Here is a 26,045-nt window from a genome sequence, read left to right as displayed (position 1 = left end):
CCCCGCGGAAAGCGAGTGGCCGTAGCGCAATGGAATAAACTTGTTCTGACAACGTAAAGAGGTGAGAAAAGCGAGTGTTCGTCTTTTTGGAAATTTGTTTTGTTATGTCCCACCCTCATTTTGTATGTACGATTTAACGTTCTAACGGCTTTTTATTTTCATCCAATGTAAAACCCTCACCTAGTACATCGTGAACGTCACTCACCGCTACAAACGCGTATGGGTCAACAGAAGTGATGACCTGTTTTAATCGAAAGACTTCATTTTTACTTACAACACAGTACAATACGTTAGTTTCTTGTTTAGAATAGGATCCTTGGCCTTTTAAAATAGTCACTCCACGATCCATTTCCTGCATGATTTTTGCTGAGATCTCTTCGTTACGAGCAGAGATAATGGTTGCTCCTTTTGCGGCGTAAGCTCCGTCTTGAATAAAATCAATGACTCTAGCAGCGACAAATACGGCTACGAGCGTATACATTGCCTCTGTATAGGTTAGGTAATAGATAAGAGAGGTAATAATAACAAGAAAATCGAATAAAAACATTGTTTTTCCCATGTTCCACCCAATATATTTCTGAACGAGACGAGCGATAATATCAACTCCACCCGTTGTCCCTCCGTATCTAAAAATAATTCCAAGCCCCACTCCAATAAATACACCTGCAAATAGAGCTGCGAGCGTCATATCATCTTTTAAAGGCATATCGACTGGAAAGCGCTGAAAAATCCATAAGAAAACAGAAAGGCTGATAACGCCTAGTATGGTGTAGTAAAATGAGGTTCGTCCTAACAGCTTCCATCCGACAAAGAATAGTGGAATATTAAGCACTAAGTTTGAATAGGAAGGGTCGATGTTAAATAAAAAGTATAAAAGCAGTGTAATACCAGTAAAACCGCCTTCTGCTAAGTTGTTTTGCATGTTAAAATTCACAAGTCCAAATCCAAAAATAGCCGAACCTAACAAAATAAAAAAGATATTCTTGAACTTTAGTCCTTTCACAATAGAAAACCTCCTTCTATAAACATGAATACATTCTTTCCTATCATACTAAATGGATAAGAGAAATGTCATCGTCCAAATGAACCGTCCAAAGCGCTTTGTTTGTATCATACACGTTTAAATATTGAATCATGCACGGCTAAAGAGAATAGCTTTATTCATTTATAATGTTTGTTAATCAAACTTTTCTATTAAGAAATTTAGGGAAGAAATGTTATAATATGAAGTTGAATGTACAAAAAAATAAAAGGTAAATACTTATTATGCAATGAGAGAGGCATAGAAGGTAAAGAGGTGAATACATATGGCAGATAAATCAATGAAGGTTATGCAGGCTGAAGTTGATCAATATATTGGACAGTTTAAAGAAGGCTACTTTAGCCCCTTGGCGATGTTGGCTCGTATGACTGAAGAAGTTGGAGAGTTATCCCGTGAAATTAATCATTATTACGGAGAAAAGCCTAAAAAGACAACAGAAGCAGAGCGGACAGTTGAAGAAGAAATGGGCGATATTTTATTTGTATTAATTTGCTTTGCCAATTCGTTAAATATTGATTTAGAAGAAGCACATAATCGCGTTATGCAGAAATTTAATACGCGGGATAAAGATCGTTGGACAAAAATTGATGAACAAGGAGAGAATTAACATGAAAAAAACTCGAATTATACTTGCAGGCCCTCGTGGGAGAATGGGAAAAGAAGCTGTGACCCTAATTCAAGAAACAGAAGCGTTTGAATTAGTAGCTGCTGTTGATCGTATTCATGAAGGGAAGTTAATTAGCGACTTAGAAGGAATGCCAAATGTTCAAGCTCCTATCTTTACAGATATTGAAAAATGCTTCCAAACTGTTGAAGCTGATGTATTAGTTGATTTAACAACGCCTGAAATTGGAAGAGTACATACGAAAAAAGCGTTAGAATACGGCATCCGTCCAGTAGTCGGAACGACAGGTTTTTCCGAAGCAGATTTAGCGGAATTAAAAGAATTAGCAGAAGAAAAAGGAATTGGCTGTATCATTGCTCCAAACTTTGCGATTGGTGCTATTTTAATGATGAAGTTCTCTCAAATGGCAGCTAAATATTTTGACGATGTTGAAATTATTGAGCTTCACCATGATCAAAAATTAGACGCACCTTCTGGAACAGGGTTAAAAACAGCAGAGCTCATTAGTGAAGTTCGTGAAACGAAAAAGCAAGGTCACTCAGAAGAAAAAGAAATTTTAGCAGGTGCAAGAGGAGCTACATATGACGGCATTCATCTTCATAGCGTACGCTTGCCAGGATTAATTGCTCACCAGGAAGTATTATTTGGTGGCTTTGGACAAGGATTAAAGATTCGTCATGATTCGTATAATCGTGCGTCCTTCATGTCTGGCGTGAAGCTCGCGGTTGAAGCGGTAATAAATATTGATACGCTTGTATATGGTTTGGAAAATATTATTGAGTAAGGAGAGTCATATATGAAAATAGCATTAATTGCACATGATAAAAAGAAAAATGACATGGTTCAATTTACAACTGCTTACCAACATATTCTAAAGAACCATGAGCTTTTTGCAACGGGTACAACGGGAATGCGAATCTCTGAAGCGACAGGATTATCGATTCATCGTTTTCAATCGGGTCCATTAGGTGGAGACCAAGAAATTGGTGCTCTTGTTGCACAGAATAAAATGGATATGATTATCTTCTTTCGTGATCCGCTTACAGCTCAACCTCATGAGCCAGACGTATCAGCACTTATGCGCCTATGTGATGTGTATGCTATTCCACTCGCAACCAATATGGGAACAGCTGAGGTTCTAATCCATGGTTTAGAGCGAGGAGATTTACAGTGGCGTTCAATTTTAAAACAATAGGGTGAAATAAAATGATTGAAAAAATAGATGTTCTTGCTTTTGGAGCTCATGCTGATGATGTTGAAATCGGCATGGGCGGCACTATCGCCAAGATGACTGAGCAAGGTTTAAAAGTTGTTATCTGTGATTTGACAGAAGCAGAACTATCGTCAAACGGAACGGTAGAGCTACGCAAACAAGAGGCTGAAAAGGCGGGACAACTTCTTGGTATATACAAGCGAGTTCAATTACAGATGCCGGATAGAGGACTTTTGTTACAGCGATCCTACATTAGAGAAATTGTATCGGTAATACGCAAATATCAGCCAAAACTTGTGTTTGCTCCTTATTTTGATGATCGTCATCCGGATCATGGAAACTGCGCGCGCCTAGTGGAAGAAGCCGTATTTTCAGCTGGAATTCGCAACTATACGGCAGAGCAAAACGTGGGGTCTCATCGACCGGATGGACTGTATTTTTATATGATTAATGGTTTTCATAAACCCGATTTTGCTGTTGATGTAACGAATACATTTGAAAAGAAAAAGCAAAGCTTACAAGCTTATGAAAGTCAGTTCATCAAACAAGCAGGAAGCGTGGAGACGCCGTTGGTCAACGGGTATATAGAAACAGTTGAAAGCCGAGAGCGCATGTTTGGAAAAGAAGTAGGCGTTCAGTATGCAGAAGGCTTTCTTTCTAAGAAGCCGCTGCTTATTTATGATGATTTAGTAGGTGGCGGTAGATGAAATTAAAAATTGGTATCACGTGTTATCCTTCAGTTGGTGGTTCTGGTGTCATCGCAACTGAATTAGGAAAGCTCCTTGCAGAAAAGGGACACGAAATTCACTTCATTTCCTCAAGTATGCCTTTTCGTTTAAATAAGGTATATCCAAATATTTATTTTCATGAAGTAGAAGTGAACCAGTATTCTGTATTTAAGTATCCACCTTACGATTTGGCACTAGCAAGTAAGATGGCAGAAGTTGCACAGCGTGAGAAATTAGATTTAATTCATGCTCATTATGCCATTCCGCATGCGGTGTGTGCGTTTCTAGCTAAGCAAATGGTGTCACCAAATCTAAAAATAGTAACGACGCTTCACGGGACGGATATTACGGTTCTTGGAGAAGACTCGTCTTTAACAGAACTAATCAAATTTGCAATTGAAAAATCGGATTGTGTAACTGCGGTATCTGATGCGTTAATTGAGCAAACGAATCAGCTCATTAATCCAGATAAAGATATTTGTACAGTTTATAATTTTATCGATGAGCGAGAGTACCATCGTAAAGATGTTGGTAATTTAAAGCAGGACTACGGTATTTCAGACGATGAAAAGGTCATTATTCACGTTTCAAATTTCCGTCAAGTTAAAAGAGTACAAGATGTTGTGCGTACGTTTAAACGAATCCATGAGCGCATTCCTTCTAAGCTTTTGCTCGTTGGGGACGGTCCGGATATGAGAAATGTAAGTCAGCTTGTAAAAGAATTGAACCTTGAGGATGCTGTACTGTTTTTAGGGAAGCAAGATAATGTAGCGGAGCTCTACTCCATTAGTGATTTAAAGCTTCTGTTTTCTGAAAAAGAAAGTTTTGGTCTCGTACTACTAGAAGCCATGGCTTGTGGTGTACCTTGTATTGGCACAAGAATCGGTGGTATTCCAGAGGTTATTGAAGATGGTGTAACAGGTTATATTTGTGAATTAGGGGACGTTGAAACAGCTGCGAGTAAAGCAGTGCAATTGTTAAGTGATCAACAGCTTCATCAACAAATAAGCAGAGGAGCTTTACAGGCAGTGAATCAAAAATTTCATTCAACGGAGATTGTAAACCAATATGAACAGCTTTATTACAATCTTTTACAACGTTAAGGAATGGAGGATATTATGAAAGAGCCTTTCATCCATCCATTATTTATTATTCACACACTACAACAAGCCGGACACGAAGCTTATTTTGTTGGTGGTGCTGTTCGAGATATGATTTTGCAGCGAAAAGTAGGTGATGTAGATATCGCGACATCTGCTCGTCCTGACGATGTTATGAGTCTATTTCCAAAAACAATTCATGTGGGGATTGAGCATGGGACCGTTGTGGTGCTTCATGAAGGAGAGCAATATGAAGTGACTACCTTTCGTTCAGAAGGGGAATATGCAGATTTTAGACGCCCGACATCTGTTCAGTTTATCTCATCACTGGTGGAAGATCTAAAACGTCGTGATTTTACCATCAACGCTATGGCTATGAATGAAAAAGGTGAAATTATTGATCCGTTTAATGGCAGAGAGGATCTACGTAACCAACTTATTCGTACGGTAGGGAATCCAGAAGAACGTTTTCATGAAGACGCGCTGCGAATGATGAGAGCTGTTCGTTTTGTGAGTCAACTAGCGTTTTCTATTTCAGATAAAACGAAGAGAGCTATTTCAGAGCATGGAAATCTATTGAAGCACGTATCAGTTGAACGAATTACCATTGAGTTTGAGAAGCTTCTTTTGGGTAAACGCCCCTCTTTAGCTCTTGCGCTCATAGCAGACACTAAATTATATGAGCATTTGCCGGGATTAGATATTGGTGAAGAAGCTTTTCGACGCTTGTGTAAATACGACTGGATGATGCTTGAAGATATATCGGAATGCTGGACGCTTCTTCTTTATTTACTAGGCGTTGATTTAGATCCATTTTTACGTAAATGGAAGCTTGCTAATCGACAAATAAAATCCGTGAAGCTTCAGCTTGGTGGACTTGAGGACGTATTAAAAAATGGTTGGTCAAAAGAAACGATGTATAAACTTGGAGAAGAGTCTTCTTTAAGAGTAAATCGAATTTTGCAATTAGTGAGAAGTACTAATTATCTGCATACAACCTTGCTTGTTTCTCGTTATCGAGAGCTTCCTATTCACTCTATGAAAGAGCTTGCCATCACGGGGCAAGATGTTATGACGTGGCTAAATCGTAAGGGCGGTCCATGGCTTTCAGCCTTGTTACAAACCATAGAAATGAAAGTATTAAATGGTGAAATAAAAAATAGCAAAGCGTCGATAAAGGAGTGGATTCAGTCTTGCAAACAGATATTAGAAGAACGTTATTAGAGATGTTTACAAACGCAGAGGGTGAATATGTATCTGGCCAGCGCATTAGCGACTTGCTAGGCTGTTCAAGAACGGCGGTGTGGAAACATATTGAAGACTTACGAAAAGAAGGTTATGAACTGGAAGCTGTTCGAAAGAAAGGCTATCGTATTGTCACTAAGCCTAATAAAGTAAGTACAAACGAGCTGCTTCTTGGCCTGCATACGAAAAAAATTGGTCAAAACCTTCACTATGAGGAAACCGTGGAGTCAACACAAAAAATTGCGCATCGTCTTGCTCAAGAAGGAGCTGTAGAAGGAACGGTGATTGTAGCGGAAGAGCAAACAGCTGGTCGAGGTCGCCTTGCTCGCAAATGGTACTCTCCTAAATATACGGGAGTATGGATGAGCATTATTTTACGACCTGCCATTCCACCACAGCATGCACCACAGCTGACCCTATTAGCCGCTGTAGCGATTGTACAAGCGATACAAGAAGTAACGAATGTGCTACCTGATATCAAATGGCCAAATGATATTTTAGTGAACAATAAAAAGCTAGTAGGAATTTTAACTGAAATGCAAGCTGATGTTGAGCAAGTTCACTCTGTTATTATTGGGATAGGAATCAATGTCAATCAAAAGCTAGAACATTTTGATTCCGACATTCAACACTTGGCTACTTCTTTATCAATTGAAGAGCAAAAAGAAGTGAATCGCGCAGCCCTTATGCAAGCGATTTTCTTAAAGATGGAATCTTTGTATGAAGATTACTTGGAAAATGGTTTTGGATTAGTAAAGCATTTATGGGAATCTTATTCTATTAGCATTGGAAAGCGGATTATTGCACGCACTTTAAAAGCAACGATTGAAGGGCATGCAAAGGGGATTACAAACGATGGCGTCCTGCTGTTAGAGGACGATAATGGAACGGTTCATCACATTCATTCCGCTGATATTGAACTCTCTTCGAAATAAAACTAGAAAATGTAAGAATATTTCTTTATAATACGAGTATCAGGGTAGTATCGACAGAACTTCACCTGATACTCTTTTTTATAATTTATCGTTTACGAACTGCCTTGATCTAAAAAAGACTAGGACAGAGGGATGACAATATATAAGGACAAGCGTGTGCGTTTAAGCACGCTGTTTAGCTATAGACTACTTTTGTCAAAAACCTTCTTCCGCTTTAGTGTAAGAAGGTTTTTTGCGTTGTCATCTCCTCTAGTATAGGAGGAGATTTATGTTGAAAACGAAGCTGGATTTTTTAAAAATGAAACAGCAACAAGAACCAATTGTGATGCTTACTGCTTACGACTACCCGTCTGCGAAATATGCGGAAGCATCAGAAGTGGACATGATTTTAGTAGGAGACTCATTAGGAATGGTTGTGTTAGGATACGACTCAACGATTCCAGTGACGGTCGATGATATGATTCATCATACAAAAGCGGTGAAAAGAGGCGCGCCTAATACATTTATCGTAACAGATATGCCTTTTATGTCTTATCATATTTCAAGAGAAGAAACGATGAAACAAGCCGCTCGAATTATGCAAGAAAGTGGGGCGCATGCTCTAAAGGTAGAAGGCGCAGACGACGTTATTTTTACAATTTCAGAATTAACCCAAGCAGGAATTCCGGTTATCGCTCATCTTGGCTTAACACCTCAGTCTGTTGGAGTTCTTGGGGGATATAAGGTACAAGGTAAAGAAGCGAGCGGAGCGAAAAAGTTGATTGAAGATGCCGTGAAATGTGAGCAAGCTGGTGCAATTGCAGTGGTTTTAGAGTGTGTACCTAAACAGGTGGCTAAAGATATTTCTACCAGACTAAGCGTTCCAACTATTGGAATTGGAGCAGGAAAGGAAACAGATGGTCAAGTGCTCGTCTATCACGATGTATTGACGTATGGAGTTGAGCGCTTTCCGAAATTTGTTAAGCCGTTTGGTAACATTGGAGACGTTGCAAAAAAAGGTCTGTCCCAGTATGTGCATGATGTTAAAGCTCGTGAATTTCCGGAAGAGAGTCATACATTTACCATGAATGATGAACAGCTAACGGCTTTATATGGGGGTAAGTAAGATGAAAGTAATCTCTACTGCCAAAGACATGCAGGAGCTTTCAATCAAGCTTCAGCATCAAGGAAAAACAATTGGATTTGTACCGACGATGGGGTTTCTACATGAAGGTCACCTCGCATTACTTAAGCAGGCACGTGCTGAGAATGATATTGTGGTTTTAAGTATCTTTGTTAATCCAACTCAGTTTGGACCAAACGAAGATTTTGATACGTATCCACGAGATTTTGAACGTGATGAACGCTTGGCAAAAGCGGAGGCAGCTGACTATTTGTTCTATCCAAGCGTAGCTGAAATGTATCCCGGTCAAGCTTCTGTTTCCATATCGGTTATTGATCGTGTGGATGTACTTTGTGGAGCAAAGCGTCCAGGACATTTTGACGGCGTTGCAACAGTGCTGACAAAACTATTCCATCTCGTGCAGCCAAACCGAGCATACTTTGGGAAAAAGGATGCTCAGCAAGTAGCCGTGGTGCATGGATTGATTACTGATTTTAAGTTCCCAATTGAGCTCGTGGCAGTTGATACGGTGCGTGAAGAAGATGGCTTAGCAAAAAGTTCAAGAAACGTAAACTTGCTAGATTCTGAACGTAAAGAAGCGCCAGCCTTATATCAAAGCTTGCAAAAAGCCAAGCAGTTAATTGAAAGTGGCGAACGTGACGTTGAAATGGTTAAAATGGAAATTGAAAGAACGATTAAAAAGAATACAAGCGGTACAATAGATTACGTAGCAATTTATTCTTACCCAGAGCTAAAGCCTTTAGACAAGCTAGATGGGCAGTTTATTATTGCAATTGCTATACAATTCTCTAAAGCTCGATTAATTGATAATATTATTATGGGAATTTGACCATAGAAAGAGGGTTTCACGATGTTCCGAACAATGATGAATGCAAAAATTCATAGAGCACATGTAACAGAAGCAAATTTAAATTATGTAGGAAGTATTACGATTGACGAAGGCTTAATTGAGGCTGTAGGTATCCAGCCAAATGAAAAGGTGCAAATCGTAAACAATAATAATGGTGCTCGCTTAGAGACGTATGTTATACCGGGAGAGAGAGGCAGCGGGGTTGTTTGTTTAAATGGTGCGGCAGCACGCCTTGTACAGCCTGGAGACGTTGTTATTATTATCTCTTATGTACTAGTAGCTGAAGAAAAAGTAGCTGATCACCATCCAACAGTAGCCATTATGGATGAACACAACAAAATTAAACAATTGCTTAAACAAGAGCCAGCTGGTACAATTTTATAATATTATCCCCCTTAATCGAGGGGGATTTTTTTGAGCGAATATAAGCTCTACATAAGTAGTTTCGTATAGAAGCATGTATTTTCTTTTATACTATAAGAACAGGCAGGTGAGGTCATGATGATGAATAAACGCTTTGTTGTTGTTGATTTAGAGACGACAGGACATTCTCCAAAACAAGGAGATCAAATTATTCAATTTGCAGCCGTGGTTGTTGAAAACGGTCGCATAGTTGAGCGTTTCTCAACGTTTTTGAACCCCAATATACCAATTCCTCCTTTTATTTCACAACTGACAAATATTCATCAAAAAATGGTCGAAGATGCCCCGACGTTTGAGGATATTTCCGAGAACATTATTGAACTGTTAGAAGATGCTTATTTTGTAGCACATAACGTTGCTTTTGACCTTAATTTCTTACAGGAATCATTAGCTCAAAGCGGGTATGATAAGCTGTATCCATCCACGGTGGATACGGTCGAATTAGCGCGTATGCTTCTCCCTACAGTAGAGGGGTATAAGCTCAATCAGCTGGCTGAATATTTAAATTTAAATCATGATCAGCCTCATCAAGCTGACAGTGATGCTGAAGTGACGGCGAAGATCTTACTTCTATTAATGGAAAAATTAAATAGTCTTCCTCTTGCAACATTAAAGCAGCTATACACGCTGTCTTTGCATTTGAAAAGTGAGATTGGTGAGTTGATTCAAGGTATAATGAATGAAAAGCAAGATGATTATCATGAAGGTTATGATTTTGTTCATGGCTTAGCGCTTAGAAAGCAAAGGCCTGTTGTGAAGCCATCGGAAGTTCTTGTTACATACGAGGAGTTTCAAGAACAAAGGGAAACTTTAGCATCAGTGTTTAGCTCATTTGAAAAGAGAACGGGTCAAGAAAAAATGATGAATGCAGTCCATGAGAGCTTAATGGATAACGAACACGCGCTTATTGAAGCGGGAACTGGTATTGGAAAAACGATTGCTTATCTAATTCCGTCTGCTTTTTATGCTCAACAGCATAAAAAGCCAGTAGTTGTTTCAACGCATACTGTAACGTTACAACAACAGCTAATGGAAAGAGATATACCAATGTTAAAAAAGCTTATGCCATTTGAGCTAAGCGCAGCAGTTTTAAAGGGGCGTGAACATTATCTTAGCATTCGGAAATTTAATCAGTTTTTAAAAGAGCGCAACCATAACTATGATGTTATTCTAACGAAAGCAAAGCTATTGATTTGGTTGACGGAGACGGACACAGGCGATGTTGATGAAATCAACTTACCGTCAGGTGGAAAACTATTTTGGGAACAGCTGAATGAAAGCAATCCTTCCCACTTAGACTTTAAGCATCCGTGGAACCAACATTCTTTTTATAATCGTGCACAGGAGCGTGCAGCACAAGCTCAGATTATCATTACAAATCACCGTCTTCTTTTGTTAGACGTTGTAAGTAAGCGGAACTTACTTCCAAGCTATGAACAGGTTGTAATTGATGAAGCGCATCATTTCGACACGATTGCAAGCGAAGAGCTTGGAGGGAGGTTAGATTACTTTTCCATTCATGCCTTGTTGAGCAGGATTGGCTTGTTAGACGATAAAGGTTTGTTAAACAAAGTACATAAGCTTTGTCAAAAACATGATATAAGGCTAAATACGAAAAAACTAGAAGAAATGCTAGAAAAGCTTCGCATTGAGTGTGATGACTTATTTCGTCTTGTCCATGCGTATGTAATGAAAAAAAATAAGCAAACGGATAGTGAAATTGGGCGAGTGAGCTATCGCTATAATGTTCAAGAAGAGAATACTCTTCATTGGCATACCATCCAGGAACAGGCATCTCGAGTGAGATTTTTAATGAACGATATTCTATCTCTTTTACATGCTGATTTTCAGGTGATGGATTCCTATCAGGAGCAGCTTACAAAAAGGGAACAGTCCCATATTCATGAGTTAACAAGCGCAATTGAACAATTTCATCATCTGTCGAGTGAGTTTGCGGACTTTTTCTTCCAGCCGCATCTTGAAGAGGTAACGTGGATTGAAATAGAGCCAAAAGGAGCGGCAAACGCTACCTTTTTATATCGTCAACCGCTCTCGGTAGCGGACACGTTAGCAGATACGTTTTTTGCGAAAAAGCAAAGCGTTATACTAACTTCTGCTACGCTAACGGTCAATCATTCTTTTTCATATATTATTGAACAGCTTGGTTTATATGATTTTCAACCACTTCAAATGACGATACCGTCTCCATTTGACTATCGAAGCCAGGCAAAAGTATATATCCCAAAAGATATGCCAGCTGTAAATGATGTAACGCTTGAAGAATATAGTGCGATTATGGCAGAAAGTATTTTAGATATCGCATCTATTACTAAAGGGCGCATGCTTGTACTATTTACCTCTTATGAAATGTTAAAAATGACGTATCAGTATATGAAAGAACTAAATGATTTAGAGGAATTTGTCATCCTTGGTCAAGGAGTCACAACCCGTAATCGAAATCGATTATTAAAAGACTTTGCGCAGTTTTCACAATCGATTTTATTAGGAACGAACAGCTTGTGGGAAGGCATTGATCTTCCTGGTGAATTAGTATCTAGTCTCATCATTGTTCGCTTACCTTTTGCGTCACCACGACATCCATTTCTAAAAGCAAAATTTGAGCAACTCCGAAAAGAAGGGAAAAATCCATTTATGGACTATTCACTACCTCAGGCTGTCATTCGTTTCAAGCAAGGATTCGGAAGACTAATTCGAACCAAGCAAGATAAAGGATCTATCTTTATTTTAGATAATCGTATGATTACAACGATGTACGGCTCTCATTTTCTTCATTCTTTGCCGGATGTAGATATCGTAAGTGAGTCATTTTCGGTAGCACTTCATGATTTTGAAGCATGGTGGACGTCAAAAAAGCTTTAGCATACTCAGTGCTAAAGCTTTTTTTGCATAGCTCTTCTTGTAGATGTACACGCTAAGAGTGGAAAACACAGGAAGTGAGGGTGTTTAATATGATTAAACGAAATATGTTAATATGGACGGTATGCTTATGCTTTTTTAGCAACGGTTCTACCGTGCAAGGGGCTAGTCAAGTGGACTTTAGCCTTAAAGAAGATGAAGCAGCAATTTCTTTTTTTCCTTTATTCGATGGAGAAGCCACGCTTTTGCAAGACGGAACGGATCGAGTTATTCTCATTAATACAGGTAGTAAAAAATCGCGAAAAGAGTTGGCGTATTGGCTGGATTTTTATCATATTAAGCAAATTAACCAAGTGATTATTACAAAGCAAAGCGAGAAATACAACGGAAATGTAGACTGGGTTACAAAGAAATATCAGGTGGAAGAAGTAGTTTTGCCTAAAGGCTCAAATGATTTACAAAGTCAACATATTCGCATGTGGCAAGGTAGGGATGTGTATCAGCTATCAAAGCATATTCATGTATCTGTTCTTTATCATGAGGAAGTAAATTCACCCTCAATGGATTTGATAATAGCATTCGGCGAGCATCAAATGCTTTATATGAGTAACTCAGCATCTACTATTGAGAGGCATTTGCTTATGAAGCCATTAAAAAAAATAGACTTGATTAAACTCGCAAATTTTGGTGAAGGTGAGCCGCTGTCTGAGTCGTTTTTAAAGCAGTTAAACCCTCAGATTGGTGTTTTATTCTCAAAAGAAGACCGTACTATTCATCCTGAGCTTGTATCAAGATTAACGGATGGATGGGTTGAGTTATACGATACAAATAAAAGAGAATCGCTTTCTATTAAAATGTCACCTACCATCTATGACGTCATGAAATTTAAGAAGACTACCTAAATTTCTTTTGCAAAAGAAAGAGAGATAATTATAATGAAAATAGAGAGGCTTTAGAGGGAGCGGAACGAATTCTCTCAGTTTGATTTTATGTTTAGGTGGGGAATACAATAGCCCAAAAGCCAAGCCGTGTGTTATGATAAACAGATAATCATTTTATTTAGAGGTGTTTGGTAAGAGGAGGAACAGCATGGAAAGCAAAATTGAAGTTTTATCAACCGTTCGTATTGAGCATTCTTCTGATTTATATAAAATTGTGGACAGCTTAAATCGAACGTTAAAAAAGAAAGATTTGATGTTTGGCCTAGCGTTAGACCAAGAAGATCAAAGTAAAGCAATTTTTACGATTTATCGTACATAAGTAGGGATAAAATGAAAAAGTGGTTTATTGGAATTGTTGTTGTTGTATGTTTAGTAGCAGGGTGGCAAACCCATTCAATTTATAAAGCGGCTGTAAACGATGTACAAGCTGACGAAAAAAAAGCATCAGCCAAGGCAAAAGAAGATTTTAATCTGAAATCTGTGACGAGTACACAAGCATATTTTGGAGATCATACATTTTATGTAGTAGAAGGTACTAACAATAAAAACGAAGATGTTATCGCTTGGGTTCCAAAAAGTCAAAAGCAAAAAGCGGTGCTAAAAAAAGTAGCAGATGGAATTACAAAAGAACAAGCCATAGAGATTGTTCAGCGAGACCGAGATCCAAAAGAAATTAAATCAGTTCGACTAGGAATTGAAAATGAAAAGCCGCTATGGGAAGTTACGTATATTGATCAAGAAGAAAAACATTTAACTTACTACTATCTTGATTTTACAAGCGGGGAGTTTATGAAGCGCTATAGCTTAACAAAACCTGAATGAGTTTATTTATAACGTATGTTTACACATACGTGTTATAAAACGCTTTGCACCTTAGAGTGAAGCAAAATTGTTGCTATAATCAGCTTTACATAGCTGATTATAGCCGTAGTTCATAGGGGGAGATTTTAGTGAAATTAGCAAAACGTGTATCAGCTTTAACACCATCATCGACATTGGCTATTACAGCCAAAGCAAAAGAGCTCAAAGCCGCAGGACATGACGTCATTGGCTTAGGTGCAGGTGAACCAGATTTTAATACGCCGCAGCATATATTAGAAGCATCTGTAAAAGCAATGAATGAAGGCCAAACAAAGTATACGCCTGCAGGTGGACTTATGCCTTTAAAAGACGCAATTATTGAAAAGTTTAACCGTGATCAGAGCTTAACATACAAGCCATCTGAAGTTATTGTATGTTCAGGTGCAAAGCATGCTTTGTATACATTGTTTCAAGTAATTTTAGATGAGGGAGATGAAGTGATCATCCCAACTCCTTACTGGGTAAGTTATCCTGAACAAGTAAAGCTAGCAGAAGGTACACCGGTTTATGTTGAAGGTTCTGAAAATAATGAATTTAAAATTACGCCAGCACAGCTAGAGTCAGTGATTACTAATAAAACAAAAGCTGTGATTTTAAACTCACCAAGTAACCCAACAGGTATGATTTATACGCGTGAAGAGCTAGAAGCAATCGGTGAAGTTTGCTTAAAGCATAATGTATTAATTGTATCAGATGAAATCTATGAAAAGTTAGTATACGATGGTGCAGAGCATGTTTCGATTGCAGAATTATCACCAGCTCTCAAAGAGCAAACGATTATTATCAATGGGGTATCTAAATCTCACTCAATGACAGGATGGCGCATTGGTTACGCAGCTGGTAATGAGACCATTATAAAAGCAATGACGAATCTAGCGAGTCACAGCACGTCTAATCCAACGTCGATTGCTCAATATGCAACAATTGCAGCTTATAACGGAACGCAAGAGCCTGTGGAAATGATGCGCAAAGCTTTTGAAGAACGTTTAAACGTAATGCATAAACAACTTAATGACATTCCTGGTTTTTCTTGTTTAAAGCCTCAAGGTGCATTCTATTTGTTCCCTAATGCAATCGAAGCTGCTAGACTAACAGGATTTGAAACAGTTGATGCTTGGGTAGAAGCGATTTTAGAAGAGGAAAAAGTAGCGCTTGTTCCAGGTTCAGGATTCGGTTCTCCTGAAAATGTTCGTTTATCTTATGCTACTTCGCTTGAGCTATTGGAAAAAGCAGTGGCGCGAATTGCGTCATTTATGGCAAGACACATGAAATAAAGTGATGGAGAGCGGCTTCTATAGAAGCCGCTCTTTTATTGGTGATGTCATAAGTTTCCCATGATTGTTACTTGTTATTGTGAGTGTCGAAATGTATAATAGGGTGGCATACATAATTAAAGGATGTAAGTTTTTTGGAGGGATTTTAATCGTGAAAATTACGATTTCTGAAGCAAGTAAGCACGTTGGAAAAGAAGTGACAATCGGTGCTTGGTTAGCAAATAAACGTTCAAGTGGTAAAATTGCATTCCTACAGCTTCGAGACGGCTCTGGATTTATTCAAGGGGTTGTTGTGAAAGCAGAAGTAGGGGAAGATATTTTCAAAAAAGCAAAAGCCTTAACGCAAGAATCTTCTTTATACGTAACAGGAACTGTTCAAGAAGACGAACGTTCACCTTTTGGATATGAATTAACAGTAACGGATGTAGAAGTTATTCATGAAGCAGTTGACTATCCAATTACGCCAAAAGAGCACGGGACAGAGTTCTTAATGGACAACCGTCACTTATGGTTACGTTCAAAGCGTCAACACGCTGTAATGAAAGTGCGTAACGAAATTATTCGTGCAACATATGAATTCTTTAATCATAATGGATTTACAAAAGTAGATCCTCCAATCTTAACGGGAAGCGCGCCAGAAGGTACAACAGAACTTTTCCATACGAAGTACTTTGATGAAGATGCATTCCTTTCACAAAGTGGCCAACTTTATATGGAAGCAGCTGCAATGGCACTTGGAAAAGTATTTTCATTTGGTCCAACTTTCCGTGCAGAAAAATCAAAAACGCGTCGTCATTTAATTGAGTTCTGGATGATTGAACCTGAAATGGCGTTCTATCAATTTGAAGATAGCTTAAAAGTACAGGAAGAATACGTATCACACGTGGTTCAGTCAGTACTAGAGAACTGTAAGCTAGAGTTAAATGTACTAGGTCGAGATACGTCTAAATTAGAGCAAATTAAAGCTCCGTTCCCACGTATTACGTATGATGATGCACTAAAATTCTTACATGAAAAAGGATTTGATGATATTCAGTGGGGAGATGACTTCGGTTCACCACACGAAACGGCTATCGCAGAAAGCTATGATAAACCTGTGTTTATCACGCACTATCCAACGTCATTAAAACCATTCTACATGCAGCCGGATCCAACAAATGCAGATGTAGTGTTATGTGCAGATTTAATTGCGCCAGAAGGTTATGGTGAAATCATTGGTGGATCAGAGCGTATTCACGACCAAGAACTACTAGCTCAGCGCGTAGCAGAACATGAGCTAGATACAGAAACATATAAATGGTACTTAGAGCTTCGTAAGTATGGATCAGTTCCACATTCTGGATTCGGATTAGGGCTTGAGCGTACGGTAGCATGGATTAGTGGTGTTGAACACGTTCGTGAAACAATTCCATTCCCACGCTTATTAAACCGTTTGTATCCTTAATAGAAGCGAAGTGACTTCGGATGTAAAATTATTCCATTAGAAAAAGGTGGCATTACGCCATCTTTTTCTAATGAATGTTGTTTCACATTAAATAAACGTCCACCCTTTTTAGAAAACGGTGGATTTTTATTTGTTTTTTGATGAAAGTTTTCGTAAACAGTTTTTCGTTTTCATCTGTCCTTCGTGATATACTAACTTTAGAGGTGTTCCAAAATGAAAAAAGATGACATGATCGCATGGTTTGAGCAAGGCTCAGTTTCTATTCCAAAGCTATTGTTTAATCACTATAGCGATTTAGGCTTAGACGAAACAGAATTTATGATGCTGATGCATCTTAATGTATTTATTGATAGTGGTGAATCCTTTCCCACTCCACATGATCTCTCTGCAAAAATGAGCGTCTCCACGACAAAGTGTATGGAAGTACTTCGAAATCTTATTCAAAAAGGTGTTCTAACGATCGAACAGCTTGATGATTCCTCTTCGGTTATTTCTGAGCAATATTCTCTTAAACCGCTTTGGAGAAAGCTAATCAATTTATTAATGCAAGAAAATCAAAATGAAGTGCAGCAAGAGCAGGAGCAAGAAGAGATAAATTTATATTCTATTTTTGAAAAGGAGTTTGGTCGTCCGCTTTCGCCGTTTGAATGTGAAACGTTGGCTATGTGGGTAGACCAAGATCATCACGACCCACTCATTATTAAAACGGCTCTTCGTGAATCCGTTATGTCCGGAAAATTAAACTTTCGATACATCGACCGCATCTTGTTTGAGTGGAAGAAAAACGGCATTAAGACTATTGATCAAGCACGAGCGCATAGTCAAAAATTTAGACAACATCAACAACCAAAAAATCAGAAGCCTTCTCAATCTCAAAATTCCTCAGCCGTTCCATTTTTCAACTGGCTTGAACAGTAAAGTAACATGCTCTATTACTTAGAGTGGTTAACGGAAGAGGAAAGCTGATTCAACATCAGGCGTGCCTGATGTTGAATCAGCTTTTTTAGCATGATAATACATACCAAAATAAAAAGGGGTGAAAAGCTAAAACAAATTAAGTTTGTTTTAGTAAGCTATGTTAAATCTAACACAAATTCGTCACTGCTTAGACGTAATGGCTGAAATGTTTCCTGATGCACACTGCGAATTAGATCATAAAAATCCATTTGAGCTTGTGATTGCAGTTGCTCTATCCGCTCAGTGTACGGATGCACTTGTCAACAGAGTAACAAAAGAATTATTTCAAAAATATCAAACACCTGAGGATTATTTAGCTGTTTCATTAGAAGAGCTTCAGCAAGATATTCGTTCAATAGGTCTTTATCGTAATAAAGCAAAAAATATTCGAAAGCTGTGTGAGCTTTTAATTCATGAGTACAACGGTGAAGTACCGCAAGATCGAGATGAGCTTACTAAGCTTCCTGGAGTGGGCCGAAAGACAGCTAATGTCGTCGTTTCCGTGGCTTTTGGTATTCCCGCTATTGCGGTTGATACGCACGTGGAACGGGTTAGTAAAAGGCTTGGTATTTGTCGGTGGAAAGATTCAGTATTAGAAGTAGAAAAAACGCTGATGCGAAAGGTTCCAAAAGAAGAGTGGGGAGTTACTCATCACCGCTTAATTTTCTTTGGTCGCTATCACTGTAAAGCTCAGTCTCCGCAATGCCCAACCTGTCCATTATTAGAGCTGTGTCGAGAAGGAAAAAAGCGAATGAAAGCGAGAGGTGAGCATGTTAGCAAAAGTTAAAGTGCCGCCTGAATTTAAGCGTGATCCATTTTTTTTCGCACAAGATGTTATTTCGTTTCAGCCGCCTCTGCTAAGGCATAAAACGCATCATCAACCAATTTTTATCTATGATATAGTAGCGAAAGAAGAAGGGCTTTTAGAAGCACCGTGGAATTCACTAGAAGACTGTATCCCCTCGTTGTTTATAGAATGGAAAACCCAAGAGAAAATTCTCCATGAACAATTTTCTCTGCGTAAAGTGACAAACGCAAAAGAGATAGTCACTGAATGGAGTGGACGGTTTTTAAGCGCGCTGTTTTGGATTAATGGGGGACCTCTTCAAGGTCTTACAGCACTGGAAGCTAATATTCAAAAGCTAACATACAAGCCAGTTAACACGTCTGAGCGCGTATTATTTTTGTTGAAAAAGCCTGGAATGTATCACTCATTCGTTCAACTTAGTGAACTATATACAGAATTGCAAAAGCAGTATGCCATTAAGCGTATACGTTTAAAAAAATAAACCGCTCATCGTGAGCGGTTTATTTTATTCATTTTCAGTTTGTTGATCTGGAGTGGCAGGAGGCTGTTGGTTGTTTCCTTGTCCATTGCCGTTAGTGCCATTATTTCCGTTTCCATTATTGCCATTGTTTCCAGGCTGACTAGGTGGTTCACTAGAGTTCTCCGTTTCACCTTGATCAGGCTGTTGACCTTGATCAGGGTTCTGTGGACCTTCGCTATCAGGCTGATCGGTTTCTTCACCATCGTTTTCGTTTTCATCTTCAGGGCGCGTTCCTTCATCAGGATTTTGCTCTTCATCACCCGGTTCGGATTCCGAATCATCTTCTGGTTCCTCTTCAGCTGTTTGAGGTACCTTTACAGAAGCACTTGCGCTGCCGGCGTTATTTGTACTTAAGATGAAGCTATACGTCGCACCTGGAGTAGGTGATGGGATAGAGGTGCTGCCAGCACTTCCTTTATCCGCTAACGTTTGGCTCACGCCATCAGAAGAGGTCATATTGACGGTAAATTCTGTTTCGTCATCGCCACCTGACCAGTTAACGTTAATGGCGTTAGAACCTTCGCTGAAGGAAGCTGTAAGTTTTGCTTTTTCTTCTTTCTCTTCTTTCTCTTCTTTTTCTTTCTCTTTTTCTACAAAGACTTGAGAAACTTTTGTTGGCTCTGTGCCGCGTACGAAGTACTCATACGTGATTGAATCTTTTGGTGTTGCACCACTTGGTTTCTTCACATCTTTACTTGAGACTTTTTCAACGGCACGTTTTACCACGCTATCAGGTTGTTTAAAGCTGCCTTTTTCTTCACCTTGAGATACGTGTGTAATGACTTGCTTGAAAATATTCTTTGCCATGGCTTTTTCGTTTTCACTATAAATATAGCCGTCGGAATTTTTCTCATATCCTGTCCAAACTGATACCGTGTATTTTGGCGTGAAGCCTGAGAACCACACATCTTTTACGCCGCCTTCTGGAATATTAAAGCTTGCTTTTTCCTTGGCACTAAAGTTAGATGTTCCGGTTTTACCTGCGATGTCTAAGCCAGGTACACGTACAGCACGTGCTGTTCCGTACGGTGCTTCAACAACGGATTTCATCATGTCCGTTACCATAAACGCCGTGTAGTCTTGCATCGCACGCTTCGGTTTTGGCGATAGGTCTAACTCTGTACCATCTGAGAATTTTACTTTTGTTACCGTATAAGGTTTTGTAAACATTCCTTCGTTAGCAAATGCGCTATAAGCGCCGGCTAGTTCCATAGGCGTAACACCTTTAGTAAATCCACCGATAGAAAACGCTTCGGCAAACTTTTCGCCGCTAGATTCTCCAAGCTCAAGACCTAAGCCTTCACCGAACTCTTGTGCTTTATCAGCTCCTACAGCTTGGAAGGCTTTTAAAGCAGGGATATTTAACGAACGTCCTAGAGCTTCACGAGCTGATACCCAGCCTTTATAGTTTCGGCTATAGTTTCGAATTTGCGTACCGTTTGAGTATTGATGTGGTTCATCCTTAATTGGTTCTGCGGTAGACCATTTTAAATACTCAACGGCTGGTCCATAGTCAAGAACAGGTTTGATTGTTGAGCCTGGTTGACGCTCGATGTCGGTAGCAAAGTTTAGGCCTCCAGCTACGCGGTTACGACCTCCACCAATTGCTTCAACTGCACCTGTCTCATTGTTTAACACGACAAGACCAGCCTGGAACTTATCGTTAGGGAAGGTGACAATTTCGTTATTCATTAATTGGTCAACATAATCCTGTGCATCCACGTCAAGCGTTGTGTAGATTTCTAATCCAGAAGAAGAGACGTTAGCATCCGTTTTTTCTTGAACTTCTTCAATTACTTGGTCAATGAATACATCATACTTTGACGTTTTCTCATTTTGTTCAACCAAACTTGCCTGCACGTCAACTTGCTTTGCTTTATCTGCTTCTGCTTGTGTAATAAATCCGTTTTTAGCCATTAAATTTAATACTGTGTTACGGCGTTTTGTAGCATTCTCTGGGTTTTTATACGGATTATACGTTGATGGTGCTTTTGGTAAGCCAGCGAGCATAGCGGCTTGATCAATTGTTAAATCGTTTAGATCAGTCACGCCATAAAATGTTTCTGCTGCTTTGGCGATACCGTATACTTCTCCAGTCGAGAAGTAGATTTTGTTTAGGTACATTTCAAGAATTTGCTGTTTTGAATATTTACGTTCTAGCTGATAAGAGAGCCACATCTCTTGTACTTTACGCTTTACGGTTTTTTCAGGTGATAAAAATGAATTTTTCACAACCTGCTGCGTAATGGTACTTGCGCCTTCTGATCCAAAGCCCTCTTTGAAGTTGGCCACTACAGCGCCACCAATTCGATAAAAGTCAATTCCATGGTGTTTATAAAAGCGAACATCTTCGGTTGCAATGAACGCATTTTTAACAGTCTGAGGAATTTCATCATATTGTACGTATGTACGCTTTTCGCCTCCGACTTCTTTAATGACCGTTTTTCCATCGTTTGCGTAAATCTTAGATGAAAACGAGTCTTTTAAAACAGAGTCGTCAACTTTAGGTGCATCGCTTATTAATGCGAAAAAGGTTCCAACACCAGCTATCAGTCCAATAATACCTAAAATGAAAACTGCAGCAACAATCTTGCGGAAAATGCCGCCTTTTTTCTTTTCTTTTTTCTTGTTTCCTTGTGGTTTGTTCGTTTGTTTGTTGTCATTCATTGCTCGTCTTCGTTCTTCACGCGAGCGATAATTATCTGACATAAAAGCTCCTACCTTTCAAACAATTGTAAGAGAATGATTTCCGTAAACATATATATCATACTCTTAAAAATACAATTTATCTATAGTTTTTATGTAATCGATTCTAGGATGGTAACCAAGTTCGATTAAATGTCCTTTTTTTTCAATATCGGCTTTTGGGATGGATTTTCGTCCATCTTTTTTCATATCTTGCCAATAGGGAAAAAGGGACGGTGCTTCAAAAAGGTATATTTCTTCCAAAGAAGTAAACATTAATATAACGAATGAGATTCCATTTTGTTTCACGATCTGGTTCATATGTTGAATTTGATGTTCGTGAAAATTACGCAAGGGAAAAGACGTTTTATTTTTTGTTTCTTTTGCTTCAAAATCAATATACTTTCCTTTGTATACGCCGTTGTAATCGGTTGTAGAAGCTTGTTTAAAATAAGCTTCTTTAATAACTGCAGCACTTCGCTTAGGATAGTCAACGTTCACAATTTGAATCGGCGTAGGTTTTTTATGAACCACTGCTATTCCTTGTGCTAAATAATACTCATTGGTTTCATTTAAATCTTCTTCCAAAGTCATACCTCGATTACTGTATACGGACTCAACTTTCGCCCGGGAAGGACTGTTGGGAGGCTTAGCAGGGTTATATGCTTTTCCGTTAGGATAACGAATCATGCACATCACTCCTTTACTTAATTTCACACGCGCACACTCTATTATACCAAATTTCAGTTGAGATAGAATGAAAACGTACTTAGTGTTCATACCAAATGTAAAGGAAGAAAGCAGCATGTTGACAAGCTTTGAACAGCAAGTAGTGGAAACAATTAGGCTCAAAACAAAACAGTTGAACATTGATAATATATCAAGAACAGAAGCTTACGCAACTTTTTACAATAATCATCCTGAAGTAAAGTGGTCGTTTCTTGCTAGCATGGTTTCACGAAACGCAGGCTGGAATATGTGTGACTTGCAGGGAAAGTGGTTTCCTGAGCTACTATCTATAGAAACGCGAGATTTATTGTTTTTAACGTACGAGCGAGCGAATTGGCTGATCTTTCAAGACGCTTTTCCACAGCTGCTGCTATATGAAATATCAAAAAAACACGAGAAGTCTTATTTTCACCTTCTTGAATATTTTGATGTATCTCCGTTCATGTACGAAAAATGGACTGTCTTTTGGGAAAGGAAGAAAGAAATTGAGCTTATGCATGCTCTCATTATTAATGAACAGCATATTATTGAGCCAGCGGTGATAGCACATCCTTTCTACCAGAAGAAAGTGTTTCATCGCTTAGTATTTCACTTTCAGGACTCTTTGCATTTTAGTTCCGTTTTGTTCCCTACAATGGAAGGTGAAATTTATGGGTGCTCCGTACATAGCTTCACCAAGGTAGATGAGCGAATTAAGCTTGGTAAAAAGCTCGGTGAACTGTTGTTTTCACAAGCTTTGTATCCAAAGTTCCTTCAGTTTTCAATGTCGACTGTTCATACAGGATCACGCGTTGATTATGAACAGTATGTATTTCGGTCTAAAAGAAGAGACACACCCTATTTGCGAATGACCTTTCCAATTGTTCCACATCATGAGAAAAAAAGGGGACAGTGGAGAATTTCAAAGCGTAGAGAGAAGAAATTAATGAAGAGTCTTGATTTATCCGCACCTATGCCGATTACGGAGTGGTACCAAAATAAACAGAAGCAGCTGCATGTCTTGGTAGGAATAAAGAAGTTTTTTAGATAGAAAAAGCTGTTTTGTACAAACAGCTTTTTCTATCTAGGTGGACATATTACGTAGACGGACGGTTTGGTCCGTTTAATTTTTTAGGGTCACCAAATGTTTTTGTTTCAGGCTTGTTTTTTGGCTGTTTTTGTTCATGCTTATTTGCCACTTCTTACACCTCCAAATGAATGTTGTAACAAAGTTGACTGCACATACAATACGTGTTTCTTGCACAATCTAATCATAGTGTTTTCACTCATCCTCATTTCAATTCGTGCAAATTAAAACATTTTCTGCGTAAAACATCTTTCTTTGCCGAATGGAAACTAGTTTTGTCATGTGTGAAGGTAGATTAAAAATAAAAAGAGAATAGGTAGTTAAACGAAAAGTTGGAGGGATGGCTATGAAGCTGAAAATGGTAAATACGAACGAAGTGTTAAGTTTATTCGATAATGTATTAGAGCAAATAGATGTTGTAGAAGATACATTATCTTCACAAGTTAATCAAGCGTTTACTACTTGTGAAGAAGTATATAGCAATCACGTTCAGCGTATTGACGAGTCGTTACGAGAAATTGAAGCTGCAGCCTATGAAATCCCAACTCAATCAGAATGGCGGAGAAGAGAAGTACTACTACGTACAGTGTAACGATGATTTATGGTACAATGTCATCGTTGAGGTGACAAATATGAATTTAATGATAGAAGCAACAAAGGTACTACATCACTATAATGAGTTAGCTCTTACTCGTTTATCCACTATTAAAAGTAATTCAGAGTATGAGGTGAATTTCTTTGGGGAGGTCAAACCATATGTTGATCAGTTTTTTTATGAGTTAGATATGTGGACGGATCTTGTTACCAAGTGGCTCAAAGAAACAAAGCCTAAATATATTCACATCAATCAAGTAGATACCCTTCGTGAAAACTTGCAAAACGTAGTGCTCCAGTCTTTTTATCAAGAGACGCGAGACAAGCGCTTTAAGCAAATGTATCAATCAAATAAGTACGTATTAGAGTCCATTTTAATGAACGGTTAAGTTTGATTAAACAGTAAAAGCCTAAAGGTGTGTTTACACTTTTAGGCTTTTGCTGTGTTGTAATTGAATTAATCGTTATCTTTTTGCACGTGGATGCTAACAGCAGGATCGTCTTCCGTACCGACTGTATTGATTACATAATCCACTTTTTGAGTGTGTTTTGGTGTAACGGGCTGCCCCGCTTGCGAAACGGTTGGTTCATGCCCTTGCTTTTTATGGTTAAAGTGTTTTCCTCGACTCATCGAAACTCCTCCTTGAAATGAAATGGACGATCTTTTTTAATATGCGTCACAGTAGCGGTGAGTATAAGTAGTTAAATATAGAAAAGCCCTCAGTCAATTAGCTGAGGGCAATGTAGTACAATTAATTCTCGTGTGCAAATTCGGGTTTTGAAGCTCCGATTTGTTCTAACTCACGAACGGCGATTTTATAATCGGATAGTGTTAAACAACCTTTTAAATACTGCTGCTGCGCGAAGTCTAGCAGCTCATTACTTGAAGTTGGCTCATACTGTTTTTTAGCCATAAAAGCTTGTTGAAGCTCGTTCACATACATGTAAATTCACTCCTTATCCCCATTTTGTGTGCTTGTCTTGTTAGCATCACTTATAGTTATCGTAACATAGATTGAAATTATCTCGTTTTTTTGAAAAATTTAAACTTTCGACAGAAACTAACATTTTTCACAACTTTCTTCTAAATATAAAGTGAAAAATAAAAGGTGTAGTGCGTCACCTCAGATTGAGTACCCACATACCATATAATAAAATTTTTAAAGGGAGGTAGCGAGCCAGTATGTATAATCAACAGAATCCTTATCCATATTACATGCAGAATCAATGGGAAGAAGAACGGTTTGATTTAAGTCAGGTGTACCCATTTCCAGAATATCATCAGCAACCATGGCATCATACACAGTTGCCGCAACAGCCTTATGCTCAAGTTCCACCCCAAATGCAATATGTAAACAACCAACAGCAATACCCTTTTTATCAAAATGGAATGCCTTTTCCAAATCCTTATCCAAAAGGTAATCAGCAAATGAAGCAACAGCCTAACCAGTTTCATTCTTTAATGTCTCAATTTAAATCTTCAGACGGAAATTATGACGTTAATAAAATGATGAATACAGCGGGACAGATGATGGGAGCAATGAATCAATTAACAAACTTAGTAAAAGGGTTTACAGGTATCTTTAAAATATAAAGAATTGTATAGTATGTAAATGGAATAAAAGGGCTCTACAAGAAGCTATAACGTCTTGTAGAGCATGTAATGTTTTATCTAAAGAAGCGGTTGAATGGGTGATTACAGAAGCAAGGAGAATGGTCACATTTTTTAACTGGCTTTTTGCCTGTAATTGGATGGCTTGTTAAGTTAGGTAAGTGTGAATGCCCAATTTTTTTCTTGTGACCATATTTTTTTGAAGAGTGTTTCTCTTTTTTATGGGAATGTTTAAACGTTTGAGAAGGTTGATGCTTATTGTAAGAGTGTTTTTCTTTACAGAAACATGTTTTTTTCTTTTCAGAGCGGTGTTTTTTATGAGAGTGTTTTGTGGAATGAGAATGTTTTTTATAAGAACGGTGCTTTTTATGAGAATGCTTTGTAGAGTGAGAA

At 38.5% G+C, this 26,045-nt stretch carries 29 protein-coding genes; 23 read left to right on the top strand and 6 right to left on the bottom strand.

The features are described 5' to 3' along the window. Positions 1-133 precede the first annotated feature (133 nt). Entirely contained in the window at positions 134-1,003 is an 870-nt protein-coding gene (locus BFL01S_RS09665) for a YitT family protein (protein WP_061785567.1), read from the bottom strand. Positions 1,004-1,307: 304 nt separating this feature from the next. Here BFL01S_RS09665 and BFL01S_RS09660 point away from each other — a divergent pair, with 304 nt between their 5' ends. From BFL01S_RS09660 to BFL01S_RS09575, 19 genes are all read left to right on the top strand, one after another. Next, positions 1,308-1,649 carry a nucleotide pyrophosphohydrolase gene (locus tag BFL01S_RS09660; protein WP_061785566.1) on the top strand — a complete coding sequence of 114 codons (342 nt, stop codon included), beginning with the start codon at positions 1,308-1,310 and terminating at the stop codon, positions 1,647-1,649. Position 1,650: 1 nt separating this feature from the next. Continuing rightward, the gene (gene dapB, locus BFL01S_RS09655; protein ID WP_025907346.1) at positions 1,651-2,451 is read left to right on the top strand and encodes a 4-hydroxy-tetrahydrodipicolinate reductase; all 801 of its coding nucleotides are present in this window, start codon (positions 1,651-1,653) and stop codon (positions 2,449-2,451) included. Positions 2,452-2,463: 12 nt separating this feature from the next. Then, positions 2,464-2,862, top strand: coding sequence for a methylglyoxal synthase (gene mgsA / locus BFL01S_RS09650; RefSeq protein WP_025907347.1), 399 nt, complete (start codon positions 2,464-2,466; stop codon positions 2,860-2,862). 11 nt (positions 2,863-2,873) lie between these two features. Further along, on the top strand, positions 2,874-3,587 hold the full coding sequence (bshB1, locus tag BFL01S_RS09645) for a bacillithiol biosynthesis deacetylase BshB1 (RefSeq protein ID WP_025907348.1): 714 nt from the start codon (positions 2,874-2,876) through the stop codon (positions 3,585-3,587). Beyond that, positions 3,584-4,711: an N-acetyl-alpha-D-glucosaminyl L-malate synthase BshA gene (bshA, locus tag BFL01S_RS09640; protein ID WP_061785565.1), complete on the top strand. Its 1,128-nt coding sequence runs from the start codon at positions 3,584-3,586 to the stop codon at positions 4,709-4,711. The genes bshB1 and bshA overlap by 4 nt, the downstream gene beginning before the upstream one ends. A gap of 15 nt (positions 4,712-4,726) precedes the next feature. Continuing rightward, positions 4,727-5,932, top strand: a complete 1,206-nt coding sequence (locus BFL01S_RS09635) for a CCA tRNA nucleotidyltransferase (RefSeq protein WP_025907352.1) — start codon at positions 4,727-4,729, stop codon at positions 5,930-5,932. Then, positions 5,902-6,888 (top strand): biotin--[acetyl-CoA-carboxylase] ligase, encoded by a 987-nt coding sequence (locus BFL01S_RS09630; protein ID WP_061785564.1) that lies wholly within the window; start codon positions 5,902-5,904, stop codon positions 6,886-6,888. The genes BFL01S_RS09635 and BFL01S_RS09630 overlap by 31 nt, the downstream gene beginning before the upstream one ends. A 271-nt stretch (positions 6,889-7,159) precedes the next feature. Next, positions 7,160-7,993, top strand: a complete 834-nt coding sequence (gene panB, locus BFL01S_RS09625; protein WP_025907356.1) for a 3-methyl-2-oxobutanoate hydroxymethyltransferase — start codon at positions 7,160-7,162, stop codon at positions 7,991-7,993. A gap of 1 nt (position 7,994) precedes the next feature. Further along, entirely contained in the window at positions 7,995-8,840 is an 846-nt protein-coding gene (gene panC / locus BFL01S_RS09620; RefSeq protein WP_061785563.1) for a pantoate--beta-alanine ligase, read from the top strand. A gap of 21 nt (positions 8,841-8,861) precedes the next feature. Further along, positions 8,862-9,245 carry an aspartate 1-decarboxylase gene (gene panD, locus BFL01S_RS09615; RefSeq protein ID WP_061785562.1) on the top strand — a complete coding sequence of 128 codons (384 nt, stop codon included), beginning with the start codon at positions 8,862-8,864 and terminating at the stop codon, positions 9,243-9,245. A 114-nt stretch (positions 9,246-9,359) separates the two neighbouring features. Next, on the top strand, positions 9,360-12,164 hold the full coding sequence (gene dinG, locus BFL01S_RS09610; RefSeq protein ID WP_235859217.1) for an ATP-dependent DNA helicase DinG: 2,805 nt from the start codon (positions 9,360-9,362) through the stop codon (positions 12,162-12,164). 89 nt (positions 12,165-12,253) lie between these two features. Continuing rightward, positions 12,254-13,063, top strand: a complete 810-nt coding sequence (locus BFL01S_RS09605) for a ComEC/Rec2 family competence protein (protein ID WP_144593608.1) — start codon at positions 12,254-12,256, stop codon at positions 13,061-13,063. 187 nt (positions 13,064-13,250) lie between these two features. Then, positions 13,251-13,421, top strand: a complete 171-nt coding sequence (locus BFL01S_RS19945) for a YpmA family protein (protein WP_064484047.1) — start codon at positions 13,251-13,253, stop codon at positions 13,419-13,421. A gap of 11 nt (positions 13,422-13,432) precedes the next feature. Then, positions 13,433-13,924: a cell wall elongation regulator TseB-like domain-containing protein gene (locus BFL01S_RS09600; protein WP_025907365.1), complete on the top strand. Its 492-nt coding sequence runs from the start codon at positions 13,433-13,435 to the stop codon at positions 13,922-13,924. A gap of 128 nt (positions 13,925-14,052) precedes the next feature. Continuing rightward, the gene (locus BFL01S_RS09595; protein WP_025907367.1) at positions 14,053-15,237 is read left to right on the top strand and encodes a pyridoxal phosphate-dependent aminotransferase; all 1,185 of its coding nucleotides are present in this window, start codon (positions 14,053-14,055) and stop codon (positions 15,235-15,237) included. Positions 15,238-15,388: 151 nt separating this feature from the next. Further along, on the top strand, positions 15,389-16,681 hold the full coding sequence (gene asnS / locus BFL01S_RS09590; protein ID WP_061785561.1) for an asparagine--tRNA ligase: 1,293 nt from the start codon (positions 15,389-15,391) through the stop codon (positions 16,679-16,681). 213 nt (positions 16,682-16,894) lie between these two features. Beyond that, positions 16,895-17,599: a DnaD domain-containing protein gene (locus BFL01S_RS09585; protein ID WP_025907372.1), complete on the top strand. Its 705-nt coding sequence runs from the start codon at positions 16,895-16,897 to the stop codon at positions 17,597-17,599. A gap of 157 nt (positions 17,600-17,756) precedes the next feature. Continuing rightward, positions 17,757-18,425, top strand: coding sequence for an endonuclease III (nth, locus tag BFL01S_RS09580; RefSeq protein WP_061785560.1), 669 nt, complete (start codon positions 17,757-17,759; stop codon positions 18,423-18,425). Beyond that, complete coding sequence (locus tag BFL01S_RS09575) at positions 18,409-18,927, top strand: YpoC family protein (protein ID WP_025907376.1); 519 nt, start codon at positions 18,409-18,411, stop codon at positions 18,925-18,927. The genes nth and BFL01S_RS09575 overlap by 17 nt, the downstream gene beginning before the upstream one ends. 24 nt (positions 18,928-18,951) lie before the next feature. Here the strand turns inward: BFL01S_RS09575 and BFL01S_RS09570 are convergent, their stop codons facing one another. Further along, a complete protein-coding gene (locus BFL01S_RS09570) occupies positions 18,952-21,675 on the bottom strand; it encodes a transglycosylase domain-containing protein (RefSeq protein WP_082802722.1) in 2,724 nt (907 codons plus the stop codon). A 63-nt stretch (positions 21,676-21,738) separates the two neighbouring features. Continuing rightward, entirely contained in the window at positions 21,739-22,341 is a 603-nt protein-coding gene (gene recU, locus BFL01S_RS09565; RefSeq protein WP_025907378.1) for a Holliday junction resolvase RecU, read from the bottom strand. A 115-nt stretch (positions 22,342-22,456) separates the two neighbouring features. On the opposite strand from recU, the gene BFL01S_RS09560 reads away from it, so the two are divergent. From BFL01S_RS09560 to BFL01S_RS09550, 3 genes are all read left to right on the top strand, one after another. Then, the gene (locus tag BFL01S_RS09560; protein ID WP_035319803.1) at positions 22,457-23,410 is read left to right on the top strand and encodes a DUF2515 family protein; all 954 of its coding nucleotides are present in this window, start codon (positions 22,457-22,459) and stop codon (positions 23,408-23,410) included. Between the two features lie 382 nt (positions 23,411-23,792). Next, positions 23,793-24,038, top strand: a complete 246-nt coding sequence (locus tag BFL01S_RS09555; protein ID WP_025907382.1) for a hypothetical protein — start codon at positions 23,793-23,795, stop codon at positions 24,036-24,038. Positions 24,039-24,078: 40 nt separating this feature from the next. Then, positions 24,079-24,429: a YppE family protein gene (locus BFL01S_RS09550; RefSeq protein ID WP_025907384.1), complete on the top strand. Its 351-nt coding sequence runs from the start codon at positions 24,079-24,081 to the stop codon at positions 24,427-24,429. A gap of 68 nt (positions 24,430-24,497) precedes the next feature. On the opposite strand, the gene BFL01S_RS20710 is transcribed toward BFL01S_RS09550, so the two are convergent. Both BFL01S_RS20710 and BFL01S_RS09545 read right to left on the bottom strand, forming a co-directional pair. Next, positions 24,498-24,671, bottom strand: a complete 174-nt coding sequence (locus BFL01S_RS20710) for a hypothetical protein (protein WP_167556155.1) — start codon at positions 24,669-24,671, stop codon at positions 24,498-24,500. Between the two features lie 121 nt (positions 24,672-24,792). Beyond that, entirely contained in the window at positions 24,793-24,984 is a 192-nt protein-coding gene (locus BFL01S_RS09545; RefSeq protein ID WP_025907386.1) for a YppF family protein, read from the bottom strand. Positions 24,985-25,223: 239 nt separating this feature from the next. Here BFL01S_RS09545 and BFL01S_RS09540 point away from each other — a divergent pair, with 239 nt between their 5' ends. Further along, the gene (locus BFL01S_RS09540) at positions 25,224-25,634 is read left to right on the top strand and encodes a YppG family protein (protein ID WP_061785559.1); all 411 of its coding nucleotides are present in this window, start codon (positions 25,224-25,226) and stop codon (positions 25,632-25,634) included. Positions 25,635-25,800: 166 nt separating this feature from the next. Here BFL01S_RS09540 and BFL01S_RS20905 read toward each other — a convergent pair. Further along, on the bottom strand, positions 25,801-26,045 hold a 245-nt coding region (locus BFL01S_RS20905; RefSeq protein ID WP_218008535.1), incomplete at its 5' end, for a hypothetical protein.

The sequence above is a fragment of the Priestia flexa NBRC 15715 genome (assembly GCF_001591565.1).
Classification (GTDB): Bacteria; Bacillota; Bacilli; order Bacillales; family Bacillaceae_H; genus Priestia; species Priestia flexa.
This window is presented reverse-complemented; position numbering and strand designations above follow the sequence as displayed.

Coding starts and splice junctions, on each gene's coding strand:
- BFL01S_RS09660 (WP_061785566.1), top strand. CDS start 1,308: ATGGCAGATAAATCAATGAAGGTTATGCAGGCTGAAGTTGATCAATAT.
- BFL01S_RS19945 (WP_064484047.1), top strand. CDS start 13,251: ATGGAAAGCAAAATTGAAGTTTTATCAACCGTTCGTATTGAGCATTCT.
- mgsA (WP_025907347.1), top strand. CDS start 2,464: ATGAAAATAGCATTAATTGCACATGATAAAAAGAAAAATGACATGGTT.
- BFL01S_RS09635 (WP_025907352.1), top strand. CDS start 4,727: ATGAAAGAGCCTTTCATCCATCCATTATTTATTATTCACACACTACAA.
- bshA (WP_061785565.1), top strand. CDS start 3,584: ATGAAATTAAAAATTGGTATCACGTGTTATCCTTCAGTTGGTGGTTCT.
- BFL01S_RS09605 (WP_144593608.1), top strand. CDS start 12,254: ATGATTAAACGAAATATGTTAATATGGACGGTATGCTTATGCTTTTTT.
- BFL01S_RS09555 (WP_025907382.1), top strand. CDS start 23,793: ATGAAGCTGAAAATGGTAAATACGAACGAAGTGTTAAGTTTATTCGAT.
- bshB1 (WP_025907348.1), top strand. CDS start 2,874: ATGATTGAAAAAATAGATGTTCTTGCTTTTGGAGCTCATGCTGATGAT.
- BFL01S_RS09540 (WP_061785559.1), top strand. CDS start 25,224: ATGTATAATCAACAGAATCCTTATCCATATTACATGCAGAATCAATGG.
- nth (WP_061785560.1), top strand. CDS start 17,757: ATGTTAAATCTAACACAAATTCGTCACTGCTTAGACGTAATGGCTGAA.
- BFL01S_RS09560 (WP_035319803.1), top strand. CDS start 22,457: ATGTTGACAAGCTTTGAACAGCAAGTAGTGGAAACAATTAGGCTCAAA.
- dapB (WP_025907346.1), top strand. CDS start 1,651: ATGAAAAAAACTCGAATTATACTTGCAGGCCCTCGTGGGAGAATGGGA.
- BFL01S_RS09545 (WP_025907386.1), bottom strand. CDS start 24,984: ATGTATGTGAACGAGCTTCAACAAGCTTTTATGGCTAAAAAACAGTAT.
- recU (WP_025907378.1), bottom strand. CDS start 22,341: ATGATTCGTTATCCTAACGGAAAAGCATATAACCCTGCTAAGCCTCCC.
- panC (WP_061785563.1), top strand. CDS start 7,995: ATGAAAGTAATCTCTACTGCCAAAGACATGCAGGAGCTTTCAATCAAG.
- BFL01S_RS09570 (WP_082802722.1), bottom strand. CDS start 21,675: ATGTCAGATAATTATCGCTCGCGTGAAGAACGAAGACGAGCAATGAAT.
- BFL01S_RS20710 (WP_167556155.1), bottom strand. CDS start 24,671: ATGAGTCGAGGAAAACACTTTAACCATAAAAAGCAAGGGCATGAACCA.
- BFL01S_RS09575 (WP_025907376.1), top strand. CDS start 18,409: ATGTTAGCAAAAGTTAAAGTGCCGCCTGAATTTAAGCGTGATCCATTT.
- dinG (WP_235859217.1), top strand. CDS start 9,360: ATGATGATGAATAAACGCTTTGTTGTTGTTGATTTAGAGACGACAGGA.
- panD (WP_061785562.1), top strand. CDS start 8,862: ATGTTCCGAACAATGATGAATGCAAAAATTCATAGAGCACATGTAACA.
- BFL01S_RS09585 (WP_025907372.1), top strand. CDS start 16,895: ATGAAAAAAGATGACATGATCGCATGGTTTGAGCAAGGCTCAGTTTCT.
- BFL01S_RS09550 (WP_025907384.1), top strand. CDS start 24,079: ATGAATTTAATGATAGAAGCAACAAAGGTACTACATCACTATAATGAG.
- BFL01S_RS09600 (WP_025907365.1), top strand. CDS start 13,433: ATGAAAAAGTGGTTTATTGGAATTGTTGTTGTTGTATGTTTAGTAGCA.